23 protein-coding genes are annotated in these 24,547 nt (G+C 70.6%); 10 read left to right on the top strand and 13 right to left on the bottom strand.

The window, feature by feature from the left end:
- Position 1 precedes the first annotated feature (1 nt).
- The 4 genes from ilvD to AB0I71_RS17620 all read left to right on the top strand — a co-directional run bounded on the left by ilvD (position 2) and on the right by AB0I71_RS17620 (position 5,105).
- Positions 2-1,849 (top strand): dihydroxy-acid dehydratase, encoded by a 1,848-nt coding sequence (ilvD, locus tag AB0I71_RS17635; protein ID WP_357585791.1) that lies wholly within the window; start codon positions 2-4, stop codon positions 1,847-1,849.
- Positions 1,850-2,134: 285 nt separating this feature from the next.
- Positions 2,135-2,605 carry a hemerythrin domain-containing protein gene (locus tag AB0I71_RS17630; protein WP_357585789.1) on the top strand — a complete coding sequence of 157 codons (471 nt, stop codon included), beginning with the start codon at positions 2,135-2,137 and terminating at the stop codon, positions 2,603-2,605.
- A gap of 44 nt (positions 2,606-2,649) precedes the next feature.
- Positions 2,650-3,744 carry a DUF4037 domain-containing protein gene (locus tag AB0I71_RS17625; RefSeq protein ID WP_357585787.1) on the top strand — a complete coding sequence of 365 codons (1,095 nt, stop codon included), beginning with the start codon at positions 2,650-2,652 and terminating at the stop codon, positions 3,742-3,744.
- Between the two features lie 101 nt (positions 3,745-3,845).
- Complete coding sequence (locus AB0I71_RS17620; RefSeq protein WP_357585785.1) at positions 3,846-5,105, top strand: endonuclease/exonuclease/phosphatase family protein; 1,260 nt, start codon at positions 3,846-3,848, stop codon at positions 5,103-5,105.
- A 52-nt stretch (positions 5,106-5,157) separates the two neighbouring features.
- Here AB0I71_RS17620 and AB0I71_RS17615 read toward each other — a convergent pair whose 3' ends face one another.
- From AB0I71_RS17615 to AB0I71_RS17605, 3 genes are read right to left on the bottom strand one after another with little or no spacing between them, the layout of a single operon-like run.
- The gene (locus AB0I71_RS17615) at positions 5,158-5,814 is read right to left on the bottom strand and encodes a DUF998 domain-containing protein (protein ID WP_357585783.1); all 657 of its coding nucleotides are present in this window, start codon (positions 5,812-5,814) and stop codon (positions 5,158-5,160) included.
- Between the two features lie 11 nt (positions 5,815-5,825).
- Positions 5,826-6,245: a VOC family protein gene (locus AB0I71_RS17610; RefSeq protein WP_357585781.1), complete on the bottom strand. Its 420-nt coding sequence runs from the start codon at positions 6,243-6,245 to the stop codon at positions 5,826-5,828.
- A gap of 35 nt (positions 6,246-6,280) precedes the next feature.
- Positions 6,281-6,685: an AraC family transcriptional regulator gene (locus AB0I71_RS17605; protein WP_357585779.1), complete on the bottom strand. Its 405-nt coding sequence runs from the start codon at positions 6,683-6,685 to the stop codon at positions 6,281-6,283.
- Positions 6,686-7,218: 533 nt separating this feature from the next.
- On the opposite strand from AB0I71_RS17605, the gene AB0I71_RS17600 reads away from it, so the two are divergent.
- Positions 7,219-8,169, top strand: a complete 951-nt coding sequence (locus AB0I71_RS17600) for an AfsR/SARP family transcriptional regulator (protein ID WP_357585777.1) — start codon at positions 7,219-7,221, stop codon at positions 8,167-8,169.
- 75 nt (positions 8,170-8,244) lie between these two features.
- On the opposite strand, the gene AB0I71_RS17595 is transcribed toward AB0I71_RS17600, so the two are convergent.
- Positions 8,245-8,718 carry a DUF2690 domain-containing protein gene (locus AB0I71_RS17595; protein ID WP_357585775.1) on the bottom strand — a complete coding sequence of 158 codons (474 nt, stop codon included), beginning with the start codon at positions 8,716-8,718 and terminating at the stop codon, positions 8,245-8,247.
- A 412-nt stretch (positions 8,719-9,130) separates the two neighbouring features.
- Here AB0I71_RS17595 and AB0I71_RS17590 point away from each other — a divergent pair, with 412 nt between their 5' ends.
- From AB0I71_RS17590 to AB0I71_RS17575, 4 genes are all read left to right on the top strand, one after another.
- Entirely contained in the window at positions 9,131-9,529 is a 399-nt protein-coding gene (locus tag AB0I71_RS17590) for a peptidoglycan-binding domain-containing protein (protein WP_357585773.1), read from the top strand.
- A 508-nt stretch (positions 9,530-10,037) separates the two neighbouring features.
- Entirely contained in the window at positions 10,038-10,385 is a 348-nt protein-coding gene (locus tag AB0I71_RS17585) for a metalloregulator ArsR/SmtB family transcription factor (protein ID WP_357585771.1), read from the top strand.
- Positions 10,382-10,819: an SRPBCC domain-containing protein gene (locus AB0I71_RS17580; protein ID WP_357585769.1), complete on the top strand. Its 438-nt coding sequence runs from the start codon at positions 10,382-10,384 to the stop codon at positions 10,817-10,819. The genes AB0I71_RS17585 and AB0I71_RS17580 overlap by 4 nt, the downstream gene beginning before the upstream one ends.
- On the top strand, positions 10,816-11,412 hold the full coding sequence (locus AB0I71_RS17575; protein ID WP_357585767.1) for a maleylpyruvate isomerase family mycothiol-dependent enzyme: 597 nt from the start codon (positions 10,816-10,818) through the stop codon (positions 11,410-11,412). The genes AB0I71_RS17580 and AB0I71_RS17575 overlap by 4 nt, the downstream gene beginning before the upstream one ends.
- Positions 11,413-11,446: 34 nt before the next feature.
- On the opposite strand, the gene AB0I71_RS17570 is transcribed toward AB0I71_RS17575, so the two are convergent.
- From AB0I71_RS17570 to AB0I71_RS17540, 7 genes are all read right to left on the bottom strand, one after another.
- Complete coding sequence (locus AB0I71_RS17570) at positions 11,447-12,703, bottom strand: DUF6596 domain-containing protein (RefSeq protein ID WP_357585765.1); 1,257 nt, start codon at positions 12,701-12,703, stop codon at positions 11,447-11,449.
- Complete coding sequence (locus AB0I71_RS17565) at positions 12,691-13,062, bottom strand: YciI family protein (protein ID WP_357585763.1); 372 nt, start codon at positions 13,060-13,062, stop codon at positions 12,691-12,693. Before AB0I71_RS17565 ends, AB0I71_RS17570 begins: the two co-directional genes overlap by 13 nt.
- Positions 13,063-13,311: 249 nt before the next feature.
- Positions 13,312-14,835 (bottom strand): ATP-binding protein, encoded by a 1,524-nt coding sequence (locus tag AB0I71_RS17560; RefSeq protein ID WP_357585761.1) that lies wholly within the window; start codon positions 14,833-14,835, stop codon positions 13,312-13,314.
- Positions 14,836-14,925: 90 nt separating this feature from the next.
- Positions 14,926-15,705, bottom strand: coding sequence for an AbfB domain-containing protein (locus tag AB0I71_RS17555; RefSeq protein ID WP_357585759.1), 780 nt, complete (start codon positions 15,703-15,705; stop codon positions 14,926-14,928).
- 491 nt (positions 15,706-16,196) lie between these two features.
- Entirely contained in the window at positions 16,197-17,858 is a 1,662-nt protein-coding gene (locus tag AB0I71_RS17550) for a SulP family inorganic anion transporter (RefSeq protein ID WP_357585929.1), read from the bottom strand.
- Positions 17,859-17,899: 41 nt separating this feature from the next.
- The gene (locus tag AB0I71_RS17545) at positions 17,900-18,238 is read right to left on the bottom strand and encodes a metalloregulator ArsR/SmtB family transcription factor (RefSeq protein ID WP_357585757.1); all 339 of its coding nucleotides are present in this window, start codon (positions 18,236-18,238) and stop codon (positions 17,900-17,902) included.
- Between the two features lie 128 nt (positions 18,239-18,366).
- A complete protein-coding gene (locus AB0I71_RS17540; protein WP_357585755.1) occupies positions 18,367-19,326 on the bottom strand; it encodes a helix-turn-helix domain-containing protein in 960 nt (319 codons plus the stop codon).
- A gap of 140 nt (positions 19,327-19,466) precedes the next feature.
- Here AB0I71_RS17540 and AB0I71_RS17535 point away from each other — a divergent pair, with 140 nt between their 5' ends.
- On the top strand, positions 19,467-19,925 hold the full coding sequence (locus AB0I71_RS17535; RefSeq protein ID WP_357585753.1) for a DUF2690 domain-containing protein: 459 nt from the start codon (positions 19,467-19,469) through the stop codon (positions 19,923-19,925).
- 107 nt (positions 19,926-20,032) lie between these two features.
- Here the strand turns inward: AB0I71_RS17535 and AB0I71_RS17530 are convergent, their stop codons facing one another.
- Positions 20,033-22,111: a cellulase family glycosylhydrolase gene (locus tag AB0I71_RS17530; RefSeq protein WP_357585751.1), complete on the bottom strand. Its 2,079-nt coding sequence runs from the start codon at positions 22,109-22,111 to the stop codon at positions 20,033-20,035.
- A gap of 26 nt (positions 22,112-22,137) precedes the next feature.
- Positions 22,138-24,546 carry a glycoside hydrolase family 2 protein gene (locus AB0I71_RS17525; RefSeq protein WP_357585927.1) on the bottom strand — a complete coding sequence of 803 codons (2,409 nt, stop codon included), beginning with the start codon at positions 24,544-24,546 and terminating at the stop codon, positions 22,138-22,140.
- Between the last annotated feature and the right edge of the window lies 1 nt (position 24,547).

Raw genomic sequence — 24,547 nt, 5'->3', positions numbered from 1 at the left:
CATGCCTGAGCTGCGGTCGAAGACCTCCACGCACGGTCGGACGATGGCCGGCGCCCGGGCCCTCTGGCGGGCCACCGGGATGACCGACGACGATTTCGGCAAGCCGATCGTCGCCATCGCGAACAGTTTCACCCAGTTCGTGCCGGGCCACGTACACCTCAAGGACATGGGCGGCCTGGTCGCCGACGCGGTGGCCGAGGCCGGCGGGGTCGGCCGGGAGTTCAACACGATCGCTGTCGACGACGGCATCGCCATGGGCCACGGCGGCATGCTCTACTCCCTGCCCAGCCGGGAGCTGATCGCCGACGCGGTGGAGTACATGGTCAACGCGCACTGCGCGGACGCCCTGGTCTGCATCTCCAACTGCGACAAGATCACCCCGGGCATGCTGCTGGCCGCGCTGCGGCTGAACATCCCCACCGTGTTCGTCTCCGGCGGCCCGATGGAGGCCGGCAAGACGGTGGCGATCGAGGGGATCGTGCACAGCAAGATCGACCTGATCGACGCGATGATCGCGTCCTCGAACGAGGCCGTCACCGACGAGCAGCTCGACGAGATCGAGCGGTCCGCCTGCCCCACCTGCGGCTCCTGCTCCGGGATGTTCACCGCGAACTCGATGAACTGCCTCACCGAGGCGATCGGGCTGGCGCTGCCGGGCAACGGCTCGACCCTTGCCACCCACGCCGCCCGCCGGTCGCTCTTCGTCGAGGCCGGCCGCACCGCGGTGGAGATCGCCAAGCGGTGGTACGACGGCGACGACGCCTCGGTGCTGCCTCGCGAGGTGGCCTCCCGGGCAGCGTTCGAGAACGCCGTCGCCCTGGACGTGGCGATGGGCGGGTCGACGAACACGATCCTGCACCTGCTGGCCGCCGCCCGCGAGGCCGAGCTGGACTTCTCCGTGGGCGACATCGACGCGATCTCCCGCCGGGTGCCGTGCCTGGCCAAGGTCGCCCCGAACTCGCCGCAGTACCACATGGAGGACGTGCACCGGGCCGGTGGCATCCCGGCCATCCTCGGCGAACTCAACCGCGCCGGCCTGCTACGCCAGGACGTGCACGCGGTGCACTCCCCCACCCTCGAGCGCTGGCTGGCCGACTGGGACGTGCGCGGCGGGGCCGCCAGGCCCGAGGCGGTCGAGCTGTTCCACGCCGCACCGGGCGGGGTGCGCACCACCGAGCCGTTCTCCACCACCAACCGCTGGTCGTCGCTGGACACCGACGCGGCCGGCGGCTGCGTGCGGGACCTGACGCACGCGTACAGCGCCGACGGCGGGCTGGCCATCCTGTACGGCAACCTCGCGCCGGAGGGCAGCGTGGTGAAGACCGCCGGGGTGCCCGAGGAGTGCCTGACCTTCCGTGGCCCGGCGAAGGTCTACGAGTCGCAGGACGACGCCGTCACCGCCATCCTGGCCAAGGAGATCGTCGCCGGGGACGTGGTGGTGATCCGCTACGAGGGGCCGAAGGGCGGCCCCGGCATGCAGGAGATGCTCTACCCCACCTCGTTCCTCAAGGGACGGGGCCTGGGCCGAGCCTGCGCACTGCTGACCGACGGCCGGTTCTCCGGCGGCACCTCCGGGCTCTCCATCGGGCACGCCTCCCCCGAGGCCGCCTCCGGCGGGCTGATCGCGCTTGTGCAGCCGGGCGACGAGATCGTCATCGACATCCCGGCGCGCTCCATCGAGCTGAACGTGCCGGCCGACGTGCTGGACGCCCGACGGGTCGCCCAGGAGAAGCGGGACCGCCCGTACACCCCGCTCGACCGGCAGCGCCCGGTGTCGGCGGCGCTGCGCGCGTACGCCTCGATGGCCACCTCGGCCAGCGACGGCGCCTACCGGCGCGTCCCGGAGTGACGGCCGGATGGCCCGGCCTCCGGTGGCGGGCCATCCGGGTACGGGTGCTGTCGAGCTGATGGCGCGAGTGGATCGCGGTGGGCTGCTGCGGGTGACCGACCCCGCCTGACAGCACGGACGGATCAGCTCGACAGTGCCCACGGGGGTGCATCCGGGGGCAACGGTCACCGACTCCGTCGGGTAGCCTGATCCCAACGTCGCGTGCCGGTGGCAGACCGTGTCAGGCATGGAGGCGTCGGATACGAAGGACCACGACGATGACATTGTCGTTGCCTTCGCCCTCCTGTGACTGAGGGCGAGAAGACCAGGCTCGTCGCCTGGAGCCACGAGCTTCGCAGCGTGCACGATCGGCTGCGCGCAGCCCTGCACCTGACCCGCAGCGCACTCGCCGGTGGCGACGCGGCGGAACCCGCCACCCGTGACCTGCTGCTGTTCTGTCACGGCTTCTGTGCCGCGCTGACCGGGCACCACGAGGGTGAGGACCGCGAACTGTTCCCCGCGATCGCCGCCGCCCATCCGGAACTGCGCGACACCCTGCGTTATCTCAAGCAGGACCACTCGATGATCGCGCATCTGCTCGCGGGGCTGCAGGCCGCCGTGGACCGGGCCGCCTCCCCGGCCGAACTCGACCGCCACGTCGAGGGCATCGCCGCCATCATGGAGAGCCATTTCCGTTACGAGGAACGCCAGCTACTGGCGGTGCTCGACACGCTCGCACTGAACGCGGACCCGTCGGACGTCCTGGGGCCGCTGTGAGCTGTCCGCAGCCCACAGTGACAAGCGACGAGAGGCGGTGACCGGTGCCGACGTTCGTATCCGGCCTGTCGCTGGCCGCCAGCACGTACCACGAGGCGGTCCGGCCGATACTCGATGCCAGCTTCCCCGGGCTCGCGCACTCGGCGGCGCTGCTCGGTCCCGGTTCCGAGGTGCTCGGCTTCGACACCGCTCGTTCGACAGATCACGACTGGGGTCCACGGCTGCTGCTGTTCCTCCGGCCCGCCGACGCCCGCCGACACGCCAGCGACCTCAGCAGCGTGCTCGCCGAGCGGATGCCCCTCGCGGTGCGCGGCTGGAGCACCAGCTTCAGTCCAGCCGAGCCCGGACGCTCCCGCACCCTGCGGACCGGCGGCCACGGCCCCGTCGACCACCGCATCGAAGTGCTCGACCTCGACGCCTGGCTGGTCGCCCGCCTCGGCCGCGACCCGCGCAGCGGCCTGACCGCCCGCGCCTGGCTGGCCATCCCGACCCAACTGTTGCTGGAGGTCACCGCCGGGGCGGTCTTCCACGACGGGCTCGGCCAGCTCGGACCCGTCCGCACCGCGCTGACCTGGTATCCCGACGACGTCTGGCGCTATCTGCTGGCCTGCCAGTGGCGGCGCGTCGCCCAGGAGGAAGCCTTCCCCGGCCGCTGCGCGGAGAACGGCGACGACCTGGGCTCCCGGCTGGTCACCGCCCGGCTGGTCCGGGACCTGATGCGCCTGGCGATGCTCATCGAACGTCGCTACCCGCCCTACAGCAAATGGCTGGGTACCGCATTCGCCCGGCTGCGCTGCGCCCCGGTGCTGCAACCACTGCTCACCGCCGCCCTCGCCGCCACCGACTGGCCGCGCCGCGAGGACGCGCTCTGCGCCGCGTACGAGCATCTCGCCCGCGCCCACAACGACCTCGCCCTGGCCGACCCGGTCGAGCCCACGGTGCGCCCGTTCCACGACCGGCCGTTCCGCGTCCTGGCCGCGGACCGGTTCGCCGACGCCACCTACGGCGCGGTCACCGACCCGGAGGTGTCCACACTGCCGCGGCACGTCGGTGGCGTCGACCAGTTCGTGGACAGCACCGACGTGCTCAGCGCGGCCGACCCGGCCCGGGCCGTCGCCGCCGCACTGCACGGGCCGTGACCGGACCGGGCACAACAGTTGATCGTCGACCACGGTTCACCCCGGCGTCATGGCGGTCCCGGTAGCGTGGCGATCGTTGATCGTGAATCGGGAGGGTGTCGATGGGTGCGAAGCGAACGGTGTGCGCCGGGATCATGGCGGCGCTGCTCGCCGCGACGACGACGGTCGCAGTGACGACGCCGGCCGCCGCGGGTGGGCAGCAACCGGGCGGGAAACGGGCCGGCGCGCTGCGGGTGGCGACCTTCAACGCCTCACTGAACCGGGACACCGCCGGCGGGCTGGTCACCGACCTGTCCGGGCGGGACAACACCCAGGCCGGCAACGTCGCCGAGGTGATCCAACGGGTACGCCCGGACGTGCTGCTGATCAACGAGTTCGACCATGACCCGCAGGGGCGGGCGCTGGCGCTGTTCCAGGACAACTACCTGTCCGTACCGCGCAACGGCACCCGGGCGATCCGCTACCCGTACCGCTACGCGGCCCCGTCGAACACGGGTGTCCCCTCCGGACACGATCTCAACAACGACGGGACCGTCGGTGGGCCCGACGACGCCTACGGCTTCGGTCTCTTCCCGGGCCAGTACGGCATGGCGGTCTACTCGGCGTACCCGATCGACCTGGCAGGTGTTCGTACGTTCCAGACGTTCCGCTGGCGGGACATGCCCGGGGCGCTGCTGCCCGACGACCCGGCCACCCCCGCGCCGGCCGACTGGTACTCCCGGCAGGAGCTGGCCGACGTGCGGCTGTCCTCCAAGAGCCACTGGGACCTGCCCGTCCGGTTGCCCGGCCGCACCGTGCACCTGCTGGCCAGCCACCCGACGCCACCGGTCTTCGACGGGCCGGAGGACCGCAACGGCCGCCGCAACCATGACGAGATCCGTTTCTGGGCCGACTACGTCTCCCCCGGACGGGCCGGCTACATCTACGACGACAACGGTCGGCGCGGCGGGCTGCGACCGGGGGCGGCGTTCGTGATCGCCGGGGACCTGAACTCCGACCCGTACGACGGTGACAGCGTGCCCGGTGCGGCGCAGCAGCTGCTCGACCACCCTCGGGTCAACGACCGGGTCGTGCCGGCCAGCGCCGGCGGTACCGCCGCGGCCCGGCGGCAGGGCGGTGCCAACCTCGACCACCGCGGCGATCCGCGTTTCGACACCGCCGACTTCGCCGACACCACCCCCGGCAACCTGCGGGTCGACTACGTGCTGCCGAGCCGGGGCCTGCCGGTCCGCTCCACCGGGATCTTCTGGCCGGTGCCGGGCGACCCGCTGTTCCGGCTGGTCGGCGACTACGACCCGGCCCTGCCGGGCGGCTTCCCCACCTCCGACCACCGGCTGGTCTGGCTCGACCTGCGGCGCTGAGGTGTGGCGGGCCCGACAGCCGGCCGCGCCGGGCCCGCCCGGCCGCAGCCGGCTACCCCGCCCGGTTCAGGGTGAGCGACACCCAGGCCCAGCCGGCGACGACCGCGACAGCAAACCCGATCATCGCGATCGGGTGCCCGCCGGAGCCGATCAACGCCAGCCAGGCCAGGGCGAAGAAGCATCCGGTGGCGATGCTGTACGCCGCCCAACCACGCTCGCCCTGCCGCACGTACCGGCGACCGGCCACCAGGCAGGCCCCGATGAGCGCGGAGAACGCGACGGCACCCGCCCCGAAGTGCGCCAGGCCGTGCCAGCTGACCTCGCCAGGACCGGCGGGAGTACCGGCGGGAAAGCCGTCGAGCGGATCGGCGACGAAAACACCCGCGAGGACCAGCCCGACGCCGTACTGGCCGACAAGCCACGGGCCGGCACGCCGGCCGAGCCCGGGATGCTCGACCCGGCGCAGGGCCGCCGCCGCGCCGACGCAGAGCAGGCCGGCGACCACGAAACTGCTGATCTGGAGCCAGCCCAGCTCGCCCGTGCTCAACACGCTGACCGGGTGCCGCCGGAAGTCGAAAGACTCCCGGGTCAGCCCCTGGACCAACGCGACAGTGACCCACACCGGCCCGGCGAGCACACCGCCGGTCAACAGCAGCCGGTCCAGGCCGGCCCGGCTGCTCATCCGGTCGACGCCGATCACCTCGGTCATCGTGCCGCTCCTCAGCCCTGGTCGAACATCTGGCCGATCCGGATCCGGTTGCCGAACGGGTCCCGGATACCGAAGTCGATGCCGTACGGCCGTTCCATCGGCTCGTCGGTGATGTCGACGCCCTTGGCGACCAGTTCCTCGTACGTCTTGTGGGCGTCGTCGGTGGTCATGAAGAGGAAGCCACCCGCAGCGCCCTTGGTGAGCAGTTCCCGGACCTGCTCGGCGGTGGCCGGATCGAGATTCGGCGGGCCGGGCTTCTCCAGCAGGATCTCCCGCTGCCGGTCGCCGGGGATGTTCACCGTGAGCCAGCGCATGAAGCCGAGATCCTGATCGGTGTTCAGTTCCAGCCCGAGCTTGCCGATGTAGAAGTCGAGCGCCTCGTCCTGGTCGAGGACGTAGATCTGGGAGCGGCTGATCGCGTTCATCGTCATGCCCGAAACGCTAGTGCAACGCCGTGACCTGCTGCTTATCCAAAACTGCTCGGTCTGGTCCACGCCTTCGTGAAGCAACTGGGCACCGGTGCGGCGGGCGCCGTCCGCCGCTTGCGGTAGTCGGTGGGTGACTCCCCGACGATCTGTCGGAAGGTACGACTGAACGTCCCGAGGCTGCCGAAACCGACAGCCGTGCAGACCTCTGTCACGTCCTGACCGGTGTGCAGCAGCAGGTACATGGCCCGCTCCACCCGACGCCGTTGCAGGTAACGGTGCGGCGTCTCACCGAAGGTGGCCCGGAAGGTGCGGATGAAGTGCGCCTCGGACACGTGCGCGATCCGCGCCAGCGTCGGGATGTCGAGCGGTCGCGCGTACGCCCGATCCATGGCGTCCCGAGCGCGCAGCATCGCCCGGTTCGTCTCCTCGACCGCCCTGCTCAACCGCCACCTCCCTCCGGATACGGTGCCACGTCCGGGTTCGGGTTGGCCACACGGCTGGGGGTGGACGCTGGAGCTTGCTAGATCGCGCCGCCCGGAGGATGCGGGAATAATCCAGACCTCCCCGCGATTCACCCGCCAGACGTCCATTCAGTTCCCATGGACGCCTTTGAACCCGGTCGCGAATCAACCGAGCGTTGAACCCAATTCCGTCAGCGCGACTGTTGAATCTGACACAACAGCGCCAAGTTGCCAGCATTCGGATCGGTCGGCCGATCCGACGGCGTAGGCAAAAAGCGCGGACCATGTCCGCCGTTTCTCCGTCGTCGGTCACACTGGGCCGAAATAGCCCTCATAATCTTTTGCCCGAGACAATCGAAGATCAGAAGCAGGTGCGCCCCGCCTGCCATCACACCCGCAACATAGGCGGTTCCACGATCAATAGGGACAAAACGACACCGCGACGAGGCCGCGCAGGCAGACGGTCGAGGGTTGACGTCCGGTCCGCACGTCCCGCAGGATGTAGGCAGCCATCAATGACGGGGGAAGCAAAGGTGGATTTCAAAATATTAGGACCAGTGGCCGTGCGCTCGGGAGACGAATTCATTCCGATATCGGGACCCCGGCACAGAAGAATACTCGCCACGTTGTTAGTTGATCCGGAACGCCCTGTTTCAACCTCTCGCCTCGTCGAGGTCCTGTGGGGTGAAGGCCCGCCATCGACCGCCGTGCAGCAGGTACAGAACTGCGTGGGAACGCTTCGCAGACTGCTGTCGAGTACGGGCGTCCAGGCCGACATCGCACGAATATCGGCAAGCTACCGCTTAATCACCAACGGCAACCAGGTCGATGCGAGTCAGTTCGTGCAAATACTCTCCGACGCCGAAACGCGGGCTCGTGCGGGCGACCTCCACCATGCCTCGGCGTCGATACGCCGAGCACTCAGCCTCTGGTCCGGAAAGGCCCTGGAAGATGTGGGTTCGGACGCCCTGGCTCCGGTCGCCGCGCGGTTCGAGGAAATGCGGTTACGGGCGCTCGAACAATGCGGGAAGATTGACCTCGCCCAGGGTAACAATGCGAACGTCGTGGTGGAATTCTCCGAGTGGGTGAGCCGATACCCCTACCACGAGAACCTACACGGCTACCTCGCCCTGGCGATGCACAACATGGGCCGGACAGCGGACGGGCTGCGGGTGCTACAGAGTCTGCGGTCGCGGCTGAGCACCGAGCTCGGCATCGAGGCCGGTGCGTTCGTGGACAAGGTGCACCGCGGGTTGCTCGACTCGCAGGAGGCAAACATCCCGGACCCGGGCGGCATGCCGTTCGACGCGGACGTCCTGCAGATGGTGCGTTCTGCGGTCGACCAGATGACCCGCGCCGTGGCGCTGCTGTCGTCGCAGACGTGCCAGACCTGCAGCAGTTCGCCGTCCACCCCGTCGTCGGGCCGCTTACGGCGGGCATCAAGAGCACCCGCCGATGCCGCGTAGCAGCCGAGCGGGAGTTAAGTAGCTGATCCAGCGGCGGTTCGTGCTCCGGAGCACGAACCGCCGCTGGGCGCGGCTCTAGGACGCGTCGTAGCTGGTGCAACGCCAGCCGCTACTGGGCGGAGTGGTGCTCCATGCAGTCGCGAAGCAGGCGCGGTGACGGTCCGACTCGTTTGGCGCCATGTAGGACCAGGTGGCTCCGGTGCATCCCCCGTTCGAACCCGCCTTGTTGCGGACTCGGACGGTGACCCAGTACCAGCTGCCGTCAACATTCTGGTACTTCTGCTGTTCGACCCGCACGAACAGCACCGGACACGTCCCAGCTGCTTGGTCATCGCGGACCACCCGCGCCCAAGCGGCCCTGCAACCGGACGACTTCCGCAACTGGAGCGTGTACTTGCCCGAGTCGAGGAAGGATTCCCGCGGCGTGGAGAGTCCGTTGCTGCTGCAACCCTCCGTCTCCGGATTCTTGTTGTCACAGGCGGTGCCGACACAGGCAGCGTAGCTCGGCGCGGCCACGCCGAGCACGACGCCTAGCACGATCGCAAGCACGGTAGCTACCTGAGCCAGAACGCGACGGCCGCGTCGGGTCGTCCGAGCGGGTGCCTCAAGTTGAGCCATTAGACCTCCTCCATGGGACCTTTCGAGCCGTCGGTTCCTGGTCCTCAGACGGCGCGACAACTGAGCCGGATCCTGCTCTGCCTCGTCATCAGAGCCGCATCGCCGCACCATTGCCCGGGCACTGCGGCGAGTGGGACCTCTCCGGACACCCCACGCACGACAACGACGTGGCCCGGCTTACCGGGGCGAGGAACCGGAAGCGCGGCCGTGGTCGGCCGGTGGTGGCGTGGTGGTGGATCGATGAGTCGCATCGTCAGGATGCCAACTATCCGCCCGACATCGGGGCGGTGCCGGCACCTTCGGGTTGACCGGCAGAGTGTCGTCGCCCAACAGGAGGAAACACATGCGCCTGTCCAGGATCGCCGCGACAGTTGCGGTGCTCGCCGCCACCGCCGCCGTCCCGGTTCTCAACGCGAGCCCGGCCGCCGCCGCCACCCCTCAGTGCATGCTGTCGATCGTCTACCAGAACAAGTTCGTGCCGGGTAACTGGGACCTGGGCCCGAACTGCGTGATGGGCGTGGGTGCCATCGGTAACCATGTGGCCGACCTTCAGTGGAGCCTGAACAAGTGCTACGGAAAGAACCTCGCGACCGACCGCGAGTTCGGGCCGAAGACCCGCGACGCACTCAAGCAGGTACAGTCCAGCCTCAAGATCACGGCCGACGGGGTGTACGGGCCGCAGACCGCGCGCGCGATGAACCACCGGGTCAACGGTGGCGGCTGCGGCAGGATCACCTTCTAGCTTGATCTTCAACCCGTGGTCGGTTCGTATCGACCCTTGCTGATCATGGCCGCAGCCCTTGGTCGATCATTCTTCTTGGCTACGGAAGAAGATCGGAACCAAGGGCTGCGGGATGATCTCGGACGGTCCCGTCCGCACCTCAGCCTCACCCGAGCAGCATGATCAACAACACATGACACATCTGTCGGGACTTCCCCTTGACACATGTCTCGGGACAGGACAGTTTCTCGCGAGCGCGAGCTGTCCACGATTGACAGCCGGCGGCGAACACGGCGGCACATCGACTACGCGAGCGAACGCGATGCACAGGCCGGATCCCGGCAGGGCTTCCGTTGTCCCACAGGTCAACGCTTGCGCTGATTGTTCTTCGGGCGCACGGTAACCAGTTCGTGAGCCGTTCCGACCCGTCATCGAACGCATACGCACCGACGGCGCAACATGTCGACATCCCGCCGAGCAGCCGACTTCTCTAGTTGACGCTTGATAAAGCAAATGCTTGAGTAAGGTCATGGGAACCACCATCGAGGATCAGCGGCTTGACGCGGTGTTCACCGCCCTGAGCGACCGCACCAGGCGGGACATCATCGCTCGGCTCAGCACGGGCGAGGCGACGGTCAAGGAGTTGGCGGAGCGGTACGAGATGAGCATGCAGGCCGTGTCACAGCACATCGGGGTCCTTGAGCGATCCGGCCTGGTCAGCCGGGGCCGGCACCGGCAGACCCGACCGTGCCGGCTCGAACCGGCGGCCCTTGCGGTCGCCGTCTCGTGGATCGAGCAGAGCCGCCGCACCTGGGCGGCACGAATGGACCGGCTGGAAACCCACCTCGCCGATCTGCAACAGGGTGAGAGCCGGTGAATGACGAGCTTGTCTACCGACGGGTGCTGCGGGCACCACGCGAGTTGGTGTGGCGTTGCCTCACCGAGCCCGCCGAACTCGCGCGCTTCTGGGGGCCGCAGGGGATGGACACCCCCGTCGACGGCATCGTCGTCGAACTCCGGCCGGGCGGCCGCTTCGAGACCCTGATGCTCGGCACACACGGCAGCCACCGGATGGTCGCCATCTTCACCGATGTGGTGCCGCCCGAACGGCTGGCCTGGATCGAGCCGGCCAGCGGGATGCACACCACCAGCACGCTCGATGACCTCGGCGACGGCACCACCTGCGTCGTCATCCGTCAACGGCACGTACCCGAGGCGATGCGTCGGCCCGAGGCGCGAGCCGGCTTCATCACCTCCCTCGACAAGCTCGAGAAACACCTCGCTCACCTCATACAGGGAGACCGACAGTGACCGATCCGCAGTCCTGGGTGTCAACGACCTACGAGCGGCTCGCTGATCTTCTCGCCGCCGCAACCGTCGCGACGTGGAACGCATCCTCGCTGTGCGAGAAGTGGCTCGTACGTCACGTGATCGCGCATGTGACGATGCCGGTGCGGCTGACCCCCGAGCAGTTCGGTGCCGAGATGGCGGCGGCCGGCGGTGACTTCACAGTGCTCTCCGACACCGTGGCGACGCGGGACGCCGCGCTGCCCCTCGCCGACCTACTCGATCAGCTGCGATCGCCTGAGCTGCACGCGTGGCAACCGCCGGGCGGTGGCGCGGCAGGTGCACTGAGTCACGCCGTCATCCACTCCCTGGATGTGACGATCGCGCTCGACCGGCCCGCGGTCGCCCCACGGGAGGCGGTGACCGCAGTCCTCGACCACCTCGCCGCCACCAACGGCACCCTGTTCGGGGTGGACATGACAGATGTCCGGCTCGAAGCCACCGACATCGCCTGGAGCACGGGGCATGGCCAGCTCGTCCGCGCCGACAGCGGCGCACTTGTGGCACTCCTCAGCGGTCGCGCGCTCCCCGGCGGGTCCACCCTTCCCCGCAGCTGACCGCTGGGCCGTTCAGGGACAGCCAGCGAGACTGTCAGCCTGGCAGCAGCGAAAGGGCCCGTTCCCGGCAGTGCTGGAGGTGTGCCCGCTCGGCGGGGTCGTGGGTGAGGTCGATCGCGCTGGCGTAGGCGTCGGCCGCCTCCGTGTGGCGGCCGAGCCGTTCGAGCAGGTGGGCGCGGGCGGCCCTGACCGGTTGAAACCGTCGGGCCCGACCGTTCTCGACGCTCAGCAGCTCGTCGAGCCGGGCCAGCCCGGCCGCTGGGCCCTCGACTTCGGCGGTGGCGACCGCGTAGGCGACCGCGCCGCCGAGCGATGGCGCGACCGCGTGTAACGCACGGTGCAGGTCCAGCAGCGCCGGCCAGTCGGTGGTGCCGGTCTCGCGCCGGGCGCAGTGCACGGCCTGGACGGCGGCCTCGAGTTGGAAGCGGCCGACCTGCCCGCGCGCGTGGGCGGCGCGCAGGTGCGCGTACGCCCGGTGGATCAGGCGGTCGTCCCAGCGCGACGGGTCCTGCTCGGCCAGCGGCACGAACCGCCCCTGGCCGTCGAGACGGGCCGGCAGGCGCGCGGACGAAAGTTGGACGAGAGCGGCGAGGCCGTGCGCCTCCGGGTCGGGCACCAGTGTCGTCAGCACCTCCGCGAGGTGCAGGGCCTCGGTGGGCACCTGCCGGGCCTCCGGTCCGGTAGTCGCCCAGTCGATGACGTACGCCCCGTAGACCGCCTCCAGGACTGCCGACATCCGCCCCGGCAGATCGCCGCGGTCGGGGATGCGGAACGGGATCCGCGCGGTCTTCACGCGCCGCTTCGCCCGCACCAGGCGGGTCGCCATCGTCGACGCCGGCACCGAGAAGGCCCTGCCGACCTGAGCGGCCGTGAAGCCGAGCACCGTGTTGAGCATGAGCGGGGTGTGCACGGCGCGCTCGATCGCCGGATGGGCGCACACGAGCATCAGTTCCAGCCGCCGGTCCGGAATGGCGTCGAGGTCGAGGCCGTCCAGATGCACCGGGCCGTCCCGCTCGACGTCGAGCGGCCCGGTGCGTTGCCAGTGCGCCGACTTCCACAGGTCCCGTAGCCGATTACGCGCCACGGTCAGCAGCCACCCGTCGGGAGACTCCGGCACGCCCTGGTCGGGCCAGGTGCGCAGGGCCCGCTCGAACGCGTCGGCGAGGGCGTCCTCGGCGGCGGCGAGGTCACTTGTCGACGCGGACAACAGGGCGAGCAGCCGTCCATAGCTGTCGCGGGCTGCGACCTTCGCGGCTGCCCACCCTTCGTCGCCGACGGTCAGCTCGTCCATGCCCCGTCGACGATCGCCGTCGCGCTCGGACGTACCTCCACCACGCCCCACTGCGCGGCCGGGCACTTCTCCGCCCAACCGATCGCGGTGTCGAGGTCCGGCACATCGAGGAGGAACACCCCGGCCAGCGCCTCCTTCGTCTCGGCGAACGGGCCGTCCTGCACCCGCAGGTCACCGTCCCTACGGGTGACTGTCGTCGTCGCCGCGGTCGGCTGCAACACATCGGCCGCCAGCAGCACCCCGGCCGCGACCAGCGCCCGACCGTACGCGTCGAAGGCCGCCCTCGCCTCGGCGACGACCTCGTCGCTCAGCTCACCCTCGCCCGGCTCACCGTAGTGAATCAGCAGCGCGTAACGCATGGTCATCTCCTTCGCTCCCAGTGTGGGCCATGGTGCCCGCACCGAGATGACGAACGACGGCAACCCGAATCGCCATCCGCCGCCGGGAAAGCCTCGGACCCGCCTCAACCAGCTCTTACCAGGTGCGCAGGCCGCTGTACGTCGTCCTGACATCGGCGAAGGAAGCCTGCATCGAATCGCGCTCCCGCCGGGACACTGCGGCAGGATCGCCGCTCACAACCCGGGGAGGGCCGGCCGTTGGACCGGAACTCAGCGCAGTGTGGCAATCGCGGCCCTGAGGTCGGACTGGGTGATCGGATCCACCGACACGCCTCCGACCGCCTCCCGCATCGCCTTGGCGAACTGGACCCGGCGCAACAGTTCGCGGATGTCGGCACCGGTGAAACCGGCGCTGAGCGCGGCCAGCTCCTGGACGTCGATATCGTCGGCGACCAGCCGGAAACCGGGACGCTCGTACCGGGCGACCAGGTTCCGCAGCATCTTGACGAAGATGTCGGCACGGCCGGTCTCATCGGGTGCCGCAATCGCCAGCTTGACGTCGAACCGCCCGGAACGGACAAGTGAGGCGTCCACCCGCTGCGGGAAGTTGGTGGTGGCCACGACGATGACGTTCGGGTTCTCCTCGACCAGGGTGTTCATCTCCTGCTTGAAGATCCCGGCCACCGCGTTGACCGCCTGGCTGGCAGCGTCACCGCCGGCCCCGGCGTAGCTGATGATGCTGTCGAACTCGTCGAAGAGCAGCACGGTGGGCTCCCGCCAGCGCCGGGCTTCCCGGAAGATCCGCTTGATGTTGCGCTCCGACCCACCGAGCCACTTGTCGAGGATCTCCGGGGTGCGGATCTCTCGGAACTCTGCCCCGATCTCGTTGGCCAGGGCCCGAGCCAGCATGGTCTTGCCGGTTCCCGCCGGACCGTACAGCAGAATCCCCTGTGGTCGGCGGGCACCCCAGCGGGCCAACACCTCCGGATGACGGAACGACACGGCGATCTCGCGGAAGCGGGTGACCACCTCGTCGAGACCACCGACCTGATCGAGGGTCACCGCGCCGGAATCGGGAAGGGCCAGCGGCCGGGTCAGCTCCGGCGGCCGGCCCAGCACGTACCGGTGCCCGCGCAGCAGCCGGGGGTCCGGGCCGTCCCCGACGATCTCCCGCACCGCCTGGAGCACCACACCGAAAGCCGCGTTCACGCTCGCCGGCGTGACGGCATCGCCGGGCATCGCCACCCGCATGGTGATGCGCTGTTCGCCGCGACCGCCCGGCGCGGGCCACTGAAGATCGGTGCGCAGACCCAGCTCCGCCGCCTCGCCGAGGGTCGCGATGCCGGCCGGATCGGTGGCTCGCATGCCGTCGGGAAGCGGGGCGGGGGCGGAAATCCCCAGGCGGTGGGACGCCGCGACCGCGACCCTACCCACCCCGGCCAGCGCTTTGTCGGCGCCGGGTCGGGTGCGAGCCAGCCTGCGGGCCAACAGCAGTCCCGCCGGGCCGACGAGCACGCCGAGCAGTGAGTTGGCCGTGACGACCGCCAGCGGATGGGCGGGGCCGGTGCGGATCTCGGCTTCGAACCGGTACCCGGGCCGGCCGCCGTCGTGCTGCGCACGGAGCGTGCAGCGCACCTGGCGTACCGGCGTGGGGAAGGCGGTGCTGTCCAGCAGCGGCACGGCACCGGTACGGGCCGCGCTCAGTGTGCCGGCCAGGTCGACGACGCTGATCTGCGCGCCGAACCGCTCGAAGTGGTCGGCGTGCGGCCGGAGCTGATACCGCTCTTCGTCCACCTGGACCACGTCCCTCACCCGGGGGATATCGACCAGGAGAAGTCTGCCAGGGCGAAGGGGCACCTGCCACCGCGGAAGGCGGTGGGCCCGCTACAGGGCCGGTCGGATCAGGAAGGTGGCCGTCGAGGACGCTGCCCCGTCACCGATCTGGGAGATCCGCATCTGCGCGTGGGGGTGGTGGCTCAGGTACCGGTCCGGGTAGTTGTGCGAGCGCAGTGACGTGTGCCGGCCGCCGATGCCGGTGACCGGGCAGAACGTGGCGTCGGCGCGGAACAGGGCGCTGCCCTCGGCACGGTGCAGGAACACGCGGAATTCGGAGTGTCGTAGGTAGTGGCCGGGGAAGTTGACCGACTCGAAAGAGACACAGCTACCGCTGGCGAGACCGGAACGGACGATGAACGCCGCATCGGCTTTCGTGCCGGCGCTGCTTGTGGCATTCACCGGTTCGACTCGGGCCTGGAAGTTGGCGTGTCGGACCCGGTGTCCGGACTGGCTGGCGGCTTCCAGACCGATACGGGCCCCGGGAACCAGCTTCGGACCAGCCGGACGGGCGGGTGCGGCGGAGGGTGGTGGTGCGGGGGCACTCGGGGCGGGTGGTGGGACGTTTGTGGCCGGGTTCGCCGGTGTGCTGCCGGGTGCGGTCGAGCCGGAGCCGGCGTCGGCGCGCGGGTTGAGGCCGGGCCGGACGACAGGGTCGGCGGTCAGGCCCGGCGGCGCGGTCTCGTCGTTTCCGATGTCGGACCCGGTGCCGTCGGTGCCGGGCGGCAAGCCGTTGGCAGGGTCGTCCGCGGCACCGTCAGGAAGGGGCATTCCGGCGACGAACTCACCGCGGATCGGCTCCTGGGGAGCCCCGTCGCGCAGTGCTGTCACCACGACGAGCGCGGTGACGACGACGAGGGCGGCCCCGCCGAGCAGGTGCGCGCGTCGTCGGGTGGCCCGGCCGATGATCTCACCCCGGCTGCCGGAGGCAGCGTGCGGCGCTTGGTACTCGGGGACTGCTACCGGGTGAGGGTCGATGGCACCACCCGCTTCGGCTGACGGCGCGATGACCGGCCGCGGCGTGTTCCGTCGTAGGGACCTGGCGGCCCGATGCTGCTTCGTAACGGCTTCCGATTGATGAGGTGCTGGCTGGGTGGTAGCCGAATCGGGCCCGCCTGCCCCGGAAAGCCAGCCGCCTATCCGCAGATGTGACCGACCGTTGCCACTCTGGGACATGATGCTCTCCTGCTGGCTCAGCGGCGCACGCCTGCCCGGACATGATCAAAGGGCCGCAGCGGACACACTCTCACCTTCGCCGGATCGGCGCCAGTACCGCGTTTCCTCGTTGTGCGCGGCAGCGGAGGCTGGTGCCCGTGGCGGCCCTACCGGTCACCGGCGGGGGCCAGGGCCAGAGTCCGGGCGTACGCGATGGCGGCCGGGGTGTCGGGGAAGACCAGTCCGTCGCGACGTAGCTGGTCGGCCACGCCGAGCGCGTCGAGCACCTGGTCATGACCGGGCACGATGCCGGAGAGCAGCACGGTGATGCCGCGTCCCTGGAGCCGCCGGATGGCGTCGCCGAGCACGTGGGCCCCGGTGGCGTCGATGGTGGAGACCCGGGACATTCGCAGAATGACCACCCGCACGTCGGCGACGTCGGAGAGCCGGAGCAGGAAATTGTGCGCGGCGGCGAAGAAGAGCGGCCCGTCGAGCCGGTAGGCCACGATGTGCTCGGTGAGCAGGGCCCGCTCCTCGTCAGTGTGCTCGTTGGAGTCGAGCGGCACCTGTTCGAGTTTGGCGCTGCGGGCGATGGCACGCAGCGCCACCACGACGGCCACGCCGACACCGACGGCCACGGCGGAGACCAGGTCCCAGATCACTGTGACGGCGAAGGTCAGCACCAGCACGAGCGCGTCGCCCCGGGTGGCGCGGGCGAGCGCCCACAGCGACGCCGCCTCGACCATCCGTACCGTGGTGGCCAGCAGGACTCCGGCCAGGGCGGCGAGCGGGATGCGGCCGACAAGCGGTGCGGCGGCCAGCACGATGCCGGCCAGCGCCACCGCGTGGGTGAGCGCGGCCAGTTTCGAGGCCGCTCCGGCCCGCACGTTGACGGCGGTGCGTGCGATGGCCGCGGTGGCCGGGATGCCGCCGAACAGCGGGGAGGCCAGGTTGGCCAGGCCCTGCCCGAAAAGTTCCCGGTCGGGGTCGTGCCGCTGGCCGACGGTCATCCCGTCGGCGACGGTGGCCGAGAGCAGACTCTCCAACGCGGCCAGCGCCGCCACCGCGAACGCGGCGGGCAGCAGCACGCCCACCGCCCCGAGGTCGAGAAAGTCCAACGACGGCGCGGGCAGCGTCTGCGGCAGCGCGCCGATCCGGACCAGGTCGACCGGCACGAACTCCGCGAACAGCGTGGCGGCGGCCACCGCCAGCAGCGAGAAGGGCAACGCCGGACGCCACCGGGCACCGAGCAGCATCACCGCCGCGACACCGAGGGCCACCGCGACGGCGGCCGGCCGAGGGTGTACGACGAAACGGGTGACCGCGTCGGCCGCCACCGCCCACACCCGGTCGCCCTGCGCGTCGGTGACGCCGAGCGCGGCCGGCACCTGTTGCAGGGCGATGACCACGGCGATGCCGGCGGTGAAGCCCTCGATCACCGGCACCGGCAGGTAGCGGACGTAGCGTCCGAGGCGGGCGAGGGCCAGGGCGATCAGGATCAGCCCGGCCAGCGCGCCGACCATCAGCACCCCGGTCGCCCCGAACTGCGCCACGACCGGCACCAGCACCACGGTCATCGCGCCGGTCGGGCCGGAGACCTGGAGGTTCGAGCCGCCGAAGACGGCCGCCACCGCACCGGCGACCACGGCGGTGATCAGCCCGGCCTCCGCGCCGAGCCCGGAGGTGACCCCGAAGGCGAGCGCCAACGGGAGCGCGACCACCGCGACGGTGAGCCCGGCCACGAGGTCCCGGCGGGGTGAGCGGCGTACCGCCTGCCAGTCCGCGCGGCCCGGCAGCAGGTCACGGAGGCGGCGCCAGGCGGCGGGCAGGGTCGGTCCGGCCGGATTGACCGGCCTGGTGGCGGTGGGCGTCACCGGTCCGGTCCGCCGGCGCGCAGCTCGTCCAGCAGGGCGTCCCGGTCGGTGAGCACCGCGCCGAGGATCCGCCGCCCCGCGGCCAGCAGGTCGGCGACGTCGGGGGTGCTCAACGCGTACATCACCAGCGAGCCGTCGCGGTACGAGGTGACCATGCCGGCCCGACGCAGCACGGCGAGCTGCTGGGAGAGGTTGGACGCCTCCACGTCGATGGCGGCCAGCAGGTCACGCACCGGTTTGGGACCGTCCTGGAGCAGTTCCAGCACCCGGATCCGGACCGGGTGGCCGAGGGTGCGGAACAGCTCCGCCTTCGCCTGGTACAGCGGTACCGACACGCCACGTCCCTCCTCCGGGTGCCGCCGCCCACGGCAATACCCTGAAGACTTTAGCACTTGCAGAATTCTTCAACTCATTGCCCCGGGCCACCGTCACCCGTCGGGCCACCGAACGGACGCGACAGGTTTCAGGGGATCGGTCTCACCTGGGTGGCGCCGCGCCAACAGCCCGTCCGTGCCAGGGGCGAGGCCCAGCCCTGACCGGACAGCTGCACCTGGGCCCAGACACAGGTCCGGGTGCTGGTCAGCAGGTTGCCGAAGGTGGAGATGCCGGCGTAGTCCATCGCGAAGTCGGCCTGCCGGCCGGCATCGTCGCCGTCGAACACGGTGAGCTGGATCCGGGCTGGCCGGGGCACCTCCACCGCTGCCGGCACCGGCACGAATCGCGGCCAACTCGCGCCGCAGGACGGCGCGTAGCGCAACTCGACCGTCCCGATCACCCGCTCGTCGAGCAGCACCGCGGCACTGTCCACGGTGGTCACCGCCGGGTCGACGGCGCATCCTGCGTCCTTCGGATCGGCACCGTCACGGACCTCCCCGGTGCCCGCCGCCAGCTCCGGCTGCGCAGTCCCTGAGGCCGGTGCTGCCGTCACGGTCGGCGTCCCCGTCGGCCCTCCGCCCGACCGGAATCCCCCGACCAGCCAGGGCAGGGTCGCGAACCCTGCCACCATCATCGCGGCCAGAGCCAGCGCGCCCGTGGTACGCCGGCTGCGACGCTCCGGTGTGCCCGTGCCCGCCTCCGGCGGCCCGCCATCGACCGGGTGCGCCTCGTCTGCGGCGGTCGGGGAATCCTCGGCCGGCCGACCCGCAGCCCCGTCGGCCGCCGTCGCGTCGGCGGTCACCCGCCACCGCTCGGTCCATTCCGCCTCGTCGCCGCCGAGTGCCCGCACGTACGCCAGCGTCGTGTCCAGCGTCGGCAGCCTCCGCCCGCCGGCCGCCTCCGACAGCGAACTCGCGGACCGGTGGGCCCGCCGGGCGAGGGCCTGATACGTGGGACGGCCTGCCTGGTCGCGCAGCGTCCGCAGGTCGGCGGCGAACGCTTGAAGCGGGTCGGCGGTGGGGTCCAGGGGGCGTTCCGCCCGGGCCATGGGCCGCTCCTCGAATTGATTGACCACAACCGGGATTCATTGTCCGACGCGACACAGCGTAGAGATCAGTGTCGACGGACGGTAGAGATGAGAAGCCGAATCCCGGGGCTGACACAGCCCATCACAGGTCAGGAGAGACAATGATCCGGAACGCCCGACGGTTGGCCGCCGCTGCCGCAGGCGCCCTCATCGCGGCCAGCCTGCTGGTCGCGACGCCCGCCAGCGCCGCACCCTGTAGCGGTCACGGCTGCGACGGCACCGACCCGGTCGACACCGGCTGCTCCACAAACGCCCGCAACGCCACGACCCACCCGAAGTACATCATGCAGGGCTCGACCACCCTCGCCGTCGTGGAGCTGCGCTGGAGCGAGACCTGCAAGACCAACTGGGGCCGGATCTCCAACCGGGTCAGCCCGCACAACACCGTCCGGGTGCGGGTGACCCGGGCCAACCCGAGCGCCACCACCGACTGGTACGGCGGCACGGGCAACCAGTACTACGGCGACCAGCTCTACGGGCAGAACATGACTGTCTGTGCGGTGGGCGAGGTCGTGACGGCGTCCGGCACGAAGTACACAAGCGATCCGCTCTGCGCCTGACACCCGCCGATGTCGGCCCTGCGGTGCGAGCAGGACCGGCAGGTACGGCAACCGGGCCGGCGCGTCATGGGACCACGCGCCGGCCCGGTACCCCTCCCCGGCGCGGCCTACTCGGCGCGCAGGTGGTCCAGGTCGTGGACTCCCGGGCTGACCCAGATCAGAATGCCGCGGACGTCGGCCAGGGCCGAGGTGTCGCAGGACATCTGGGTCAGCAGGTCGATCTCCACGGTGGTGGTCGTACCCTCACCGACCCAGCCGAACGCCGACTGGCACCAGGCCCAGCCGGCACCGGTCTGCACCGCGATCGAGGTGGAGGTGCCCGCCGAGGCCGAGGTGCGCAGGTCGTAGCGGAGCACACCCTTGGTCGACAGGTCCACCGGTTCGGGCAGGGCCGCCCCGAACCAGCCGCCGCCGGTCGCGGTGACCCGCAGACCGTATCCGCCGTCGGTGGCGAAGGCGTCCGTCCGCGCCAGGGTGCCGGCGTCGGCCTGCCAGTCGCCGGGTGCCCAGCCCTCCAGGCCGGTCTCCCAGGAGGCCAGCACGATCGGAGCGCCAGGTGCGGGTTTGACGGTGACCGTCAACTCGGCGACGTTGGACCGTCGGCCGGCGTTGTCCTGCACCGTGTACGAGGCGACGGCCCGGCCCTGGAACCCGTCGGCCGGCGTGAACTCGACCGAGCCGTCGGTGCCCAGCGCGAGACGGCCGCCGGTGACGGAGACGGTGCGCTGCTGTCCGGGTACGCCCGGATCGAGGTCGATCGTGGACGGCCGCACGGTTGCCGCGTACGCGATGTCGTTGCTTGTCGGGGTGAGGGTGACAGGCGTGCCGGCCTCGGTGACAGCGGTGTCGTGGTCGGCGACCGGCGGGCGCGGGCGGAAACCGCGCCGGATCGTCTCACCCGCGTTGCTCAACGTGGTGCAGACCGGGCTCGGGCAGTAGACGGTGTAGCCGTCGTAGTCCGGGTAGAGGGTGCCGTCGTCCTGGACGCCGGAGAGGATCCAGTGCATCAGGCCGGTGCCGCCGGTGCGGATGAACGTGTCGGTCCAGCGCTGGTACACCGGGTTGCGGGTGGCCTTGTCGTGCCAGCCGAACTCGCCGAGCACGGCCGGCTTGCCGATCCGCTCCGCCTCCCGGTTGTGCCGCTCGATCCAGCGCACACTCCAGTCGGCGTCGTTGCCCCAGTGGTCCGGGTACAGGTGGTAGCCGAGCACGTCGACGGCGGGCAGCCGGCTCAGCGCGACCGAGTCGACGCCCTCGCCGCAGTTGACCGTCCAGTGCCCGGCGTCGGCGCCGTCGCAGAAGAAGCCTTCGTCGCCGACGCCGACCAGGTGCCGGCGGTCCACCGACTTGATGTGCCGGCTCATCTCGTCGGCCCAGGTGGTGATGGTGTCGGTGGAGCACCGCGGCGACGCCGGGTAGACCCCGGAGCCCTTGCAGCGCGGCTCGTTCGCCAACTCCCAGGCCATGATTGTCGGATCGTCCTTGTACGCCGTCCCGGTCAGCGGGTTGACCCGGTTGAGCAGGTGCGACACCCAGTCGCGGTACCAGCCCCGGATCACCGGATCGGTGTAGAAATCGTCGTGATGCTCGGCGCCGCGCCAGCGCACGTACTGGTCGATGCCGCCGAAGTCGCGCCAGTTGTTCGTCAACGGGATGACCACGCGGACGCCGGCCTGGCGGGCCGCGTAGAGCACGTAGTCGAGGCGCTGAAGACCGTCCGGGCCGTCGTTGAAGGCGGGCTTCTCACCGTCCCAGTACTGGAACCACACCCCGTCGGCGGGGCCGTGCACCGAGTCGGAGCCGCCCGGGGTGCCGATGTCGAGGAACCCCCAGTGCCGCAGCACGGTGAACCCGGCGGCCTTCGCGTCGGCGAACACGTCGTCGACCATCGCCCGGGACTTGTACATCAGGTAGTAGTTGTTCGTCCCGGCGAACCGGAACGGCCTACCGTCGACGAACAGCCGGTCGCCCTTGCGGACCACGAACCCCTGGGTTCGGCCGCCCGCCGCCCCGGCACCCGGCACCGCCCCGGGCGCGGCACCGGCCGGGGACGCGGCCGCCGCCGGGGCCCTCGGCGGTACGCCATCCGCCGGGGCCTGTGGCGGTGCGGCCACCGCCGGCCCGGCACCCGCGGTGACCAGCAGGCCCGCCACGGCCAGCAGTACGCCGACCAGTCTCCTTCTCATCGGCTTTCCTTTCGGTGGTGGTGGTGTCACAGGTCGTTGACGCAGCGCAGCACCGGCCGAGTGGTGAGGGCGGTGGGATCGAGGGGCGTGGCCGACCGCACGGTGAAGCTCGCCGACTCGCCGGGGAGCAGGGTGACGAGCGCCGTGTCGACCTCGGCGGCCGGGTCGAGCCGGTCCGGGTACAGCGTCACGTCGCGCAGGATGGTGCGGGCGGTGACGCGTACCCGTTGACAGTCGTCGGCCGGTTCCACTGTCGCGTCGAAGGCCGCCGCCGGCCATCGGACGTCGCGGTCCTCGGCGAAGAACCACCACGCCCGTCCGGTCGGGTCGCCCGTGTCGGCGACAAGCAGCTCGTCAGGGGCGTCGTCGGGCCGCACCAGTTCGTCCGGCAGCGCCACGGTCACCGACGAGTACGCGGGCACGTCCAACTCCAGCGTGGTCTTCGCCTTCGGCTCCCCGGCCAGGGTGAGCCGGGTGGCGGTGGCCGACGCCCGCCACGGCTGCCCGCCGTCGTTCACCGCGACCAGGGCCAGCCCGCTGCCGCGGGGCTGCACGGTGAGCAGCCGGTCGGCGTAGGCGTGGCGCAGCGCGTACCAGAGTGGCTTGCGGCGGCCGTCGCCGTCGACGGCGGCCCACGAGGTGACCGGCCAGCAGTCGTTGAGCTGCCAGACGATGGTGCCCATGCACCGGCCCCGGTGGGAGCGGAAGTGTTCCACCCCGAGGGCGATGGCCCGGGCCTGGTTGAGCTGGGTCAGCCAGTGCCAGTCGTCGAAGTCGCGCGGCTCGGGCAGGTGTGCGTCAAGTCCCCGGCGCAGTTTCCGGTCACCGTCGGCCGCCTTCTGGTGGTGTGCCATGCCGGGTGAGTCGTGGGCCAGCGGGTCGTCGGAGAGCGCCCGGCGCAGCGTCGCGTACGCGGGTGGTCCCTGGTAGCCGAACTCGGCGACGAACCGGGGCAGGTACTCCCGGTACTTGACGTAGTCGTCGGTGTTCCACACGTCCCAGATGTGCGTGGTGCCGTAGGCAGGGTGGTTGGGGTGGATCTCCTCGCTGCCCGACCAGGGGCTGCCCGGCCAGTACGGGCGGGTCGGGTCCAGCGTGGCGATGATCCGGGGCAGCAGGTCCAGGTAGTAGCCACGCCCCCAGCTACGCCCGGCCAGCGGCGCCTGCCAGTCCCAGTCGTGCCAGCCCCAGATGTTCTCGTTGTTGCCGGTCCACAGCACCAGCGAGGGGTGCGGCGCGAGGCGGGTCACCTGTTCGGCGGCCTCGGCGGCCACCTCGGTGGCGAACGGCTCCTCCTCCGGGTACGCGGCGCAGGCGAAGAGGAAGTCCTGCTGGACCAGCAGGCCACGTTCGTCGGCCAGGTCGTAGAAGTCCTCCGACTCGTAGCGGCCGCCGCCCCAGATCCGCAGCAGGTTGACGTTTGCGGCCTCGGCCTGGTCGAAGCGGTGGGCCAGGCGCTGGCGGGTGATCCGGGTGGGAAAGACGTCGTCGGGGATCCAGTTGACGCCCCGGACGAAGACCGGCACCTCGTTGACGTACAGCGCGAACGGGGCACCGTGCTCGTCGGGGGTGGTGTCCAGGCGTACCGACCGGAAGCCGATCCGGCGGTGCCATTCGTCGAGCGGGCTGCCGTCGGAGTCGTGCAGGGTGACCGTCAGCTCGTGGCGGTGTGGTGCGCCGTAGCCGCGGGGCCACCAGAGTTCCGGTCGGTGCACGGTGAGAGCCAGCACCGTGGAACGTTGCCCCGGCGGGACCGTCACCTCGGCGCGCTGCCCCGCCACCTGCGCCCGTACGGTGAGCGGCCGGTCGGCGGCCCGTTCCACCTCGACGTGCACCTCCACCCGGCCGGTGTCGCCGTCGACTGTGACAAGTGGGCGCACCGCCGCCAGTCGGGCGACCGACCAGCCGTGCAGGGCGATCTCCTGCCAGATGCCGGCGGTGACGAGCGTCGGTCCCCAGTCCCAACCGAAGTTGCAGGCCATCTTGCGGATGAACTGGAACGGTTCCGGGTACGCGTTGGGCCGGTCGCCGAGCCGGTCCCGCTGCGCCTCGGCGTACCGGTAGGCGGAGTCGAAGCGTACGGCCAGGTTGTTGTCCTCGACGCGGAGCAGCGAGGTGACGTCGAAGCGGTGGCTGCGGTGCATGTTCTCGGTGCGGCCGACCTCGACGCCGTTGAGCGTGATCGTGGCGACCGTGTCCAGGCCGGCGCAGACCAGGTCGAGGCGGGAGTGTTCGCCGGCCGGCCGGTCGAAGGTGGTTTCGTACACCCAGTCGGTGCGCCCGATCCAGGCCAGCGCGGTCTCGTTGTCGTCGAGGTACGGATCGGGGATCAGCCCGGCCGCCAGCAGGTCGGTGTGCACACAGCCGGGCAGGGTGGCCGGCACCGTCGCCCCGTCGATCTCGGGTGGCACCTGCTGGCCGGGTACCGCCCGCATG

Origin of the sequence: Micromonospora sp. NPDC049891, from assembly GCF_040660295.1 — a bacterium.
Lineage (GTDB): Bacteria > Actinomycetota > Actinomycetes > Mycobacteriales > Micromonosporaceae > Micromonospora.
The sequence above is the reverse complement of the archived record's forward strand: the minus strand, read 5'-3'. Positions and strand labels throughout refer to the sequence as shown.

Bases quoted from the DNA above. Each gene is read 5' to 3' on its own strand.
- AB0I71_RS17615 (WP_357585783.1), bottom strand. From the start codon at position 5,814: ATGACCGAGGTGATCGGCGTCGACCGGATGAGCAGCCGGGCCGGCCTG.
- AB0I71_RS17610 (WP_357585781.1), bottom strand. From the start codon at position 6,245: ATGACGATGAACGCGATCAGCCGCTCCCAGATCTACGTCCTCGACCAG.
- AB0I71_RS17540 (WP_357585755.1), bottom strand. From the start codon at position 19,326: ATGGCCCGGGCGGAACGCCCCCTGGACCCCACCGCCGACCCGCTTCAA.
- AB0I71_RS17525 (WP_357585927.1), bottom strand. From the start codon at position 24,546: ATGCGGGCGGTACCCGGCCAGCAGGTGCCACCCGAGATCGACGGGGCG.
- AB0I71_RS17535 (WP_357585753.1), top strand. From the start codon at position 19,467: ATGATCCGGAACGCCCGACGGTTGGCCGCCGCTGCCGCAGGCGCCCTC.
- AB0I71_RS17585 (WP_357585771.1), top strand. From the start codon at position 10,038: ATGGGAACCACCATCGAGGATCAGCGGCTTGACGCGGTGTTCACCGCC.
- AB0I71_RS17620 (WP_357585785.1), top strand. From the start codon at position 3,846: ATGGGTGCGAAGCGAACGGTGTGCGCCGGGATCATGGCGGCGCTGCTC.
- AB0I71_RS17600 (WP_357585777.1), top strand. From the start codon at position 7,219: ATGACGGGGGAAGCAAAGGTGGATTTCAAAATATTAGGACCAGTGGCC.
- AB0I71_RS17570 (WP_357585765.1), bottom strand. From the start codon at position 12,703: ATGGACGAGCTGACCGTCGGCGACGAAGGGTGGGCAGCCGCGAAGGTC.
- AB0I71_RS17590 (WP_357585773.1), top strand. From the start codon at position 9,131: ATGCGCCTGTCCAGGATCGCCGCGACAGTTGCGGTGCTCGCCGCCACC.
- ilvD (WP_357585791.1), top strand. From the start codon at position 2: ATGCCTGAGCTGCGGTCGAAGACCTCCACGCACGGTCGGACGATGGCC.
- AB0I71_RS17530 (WP_357585751.1), bottom strand. From the start codon at position 22,111: ATGAGAAGGAGACTGGTCGGCGTACTGCTGGCCGTGGCGGGCCTGCTG.
- AB0I71_RS17565 (WP_357585763.1), bottom strand. From the start codon at position 13,062: ATGCGTTACGCGCTGCTGATTCACTACGGTGAGCCGGGCGAGGGTGAG.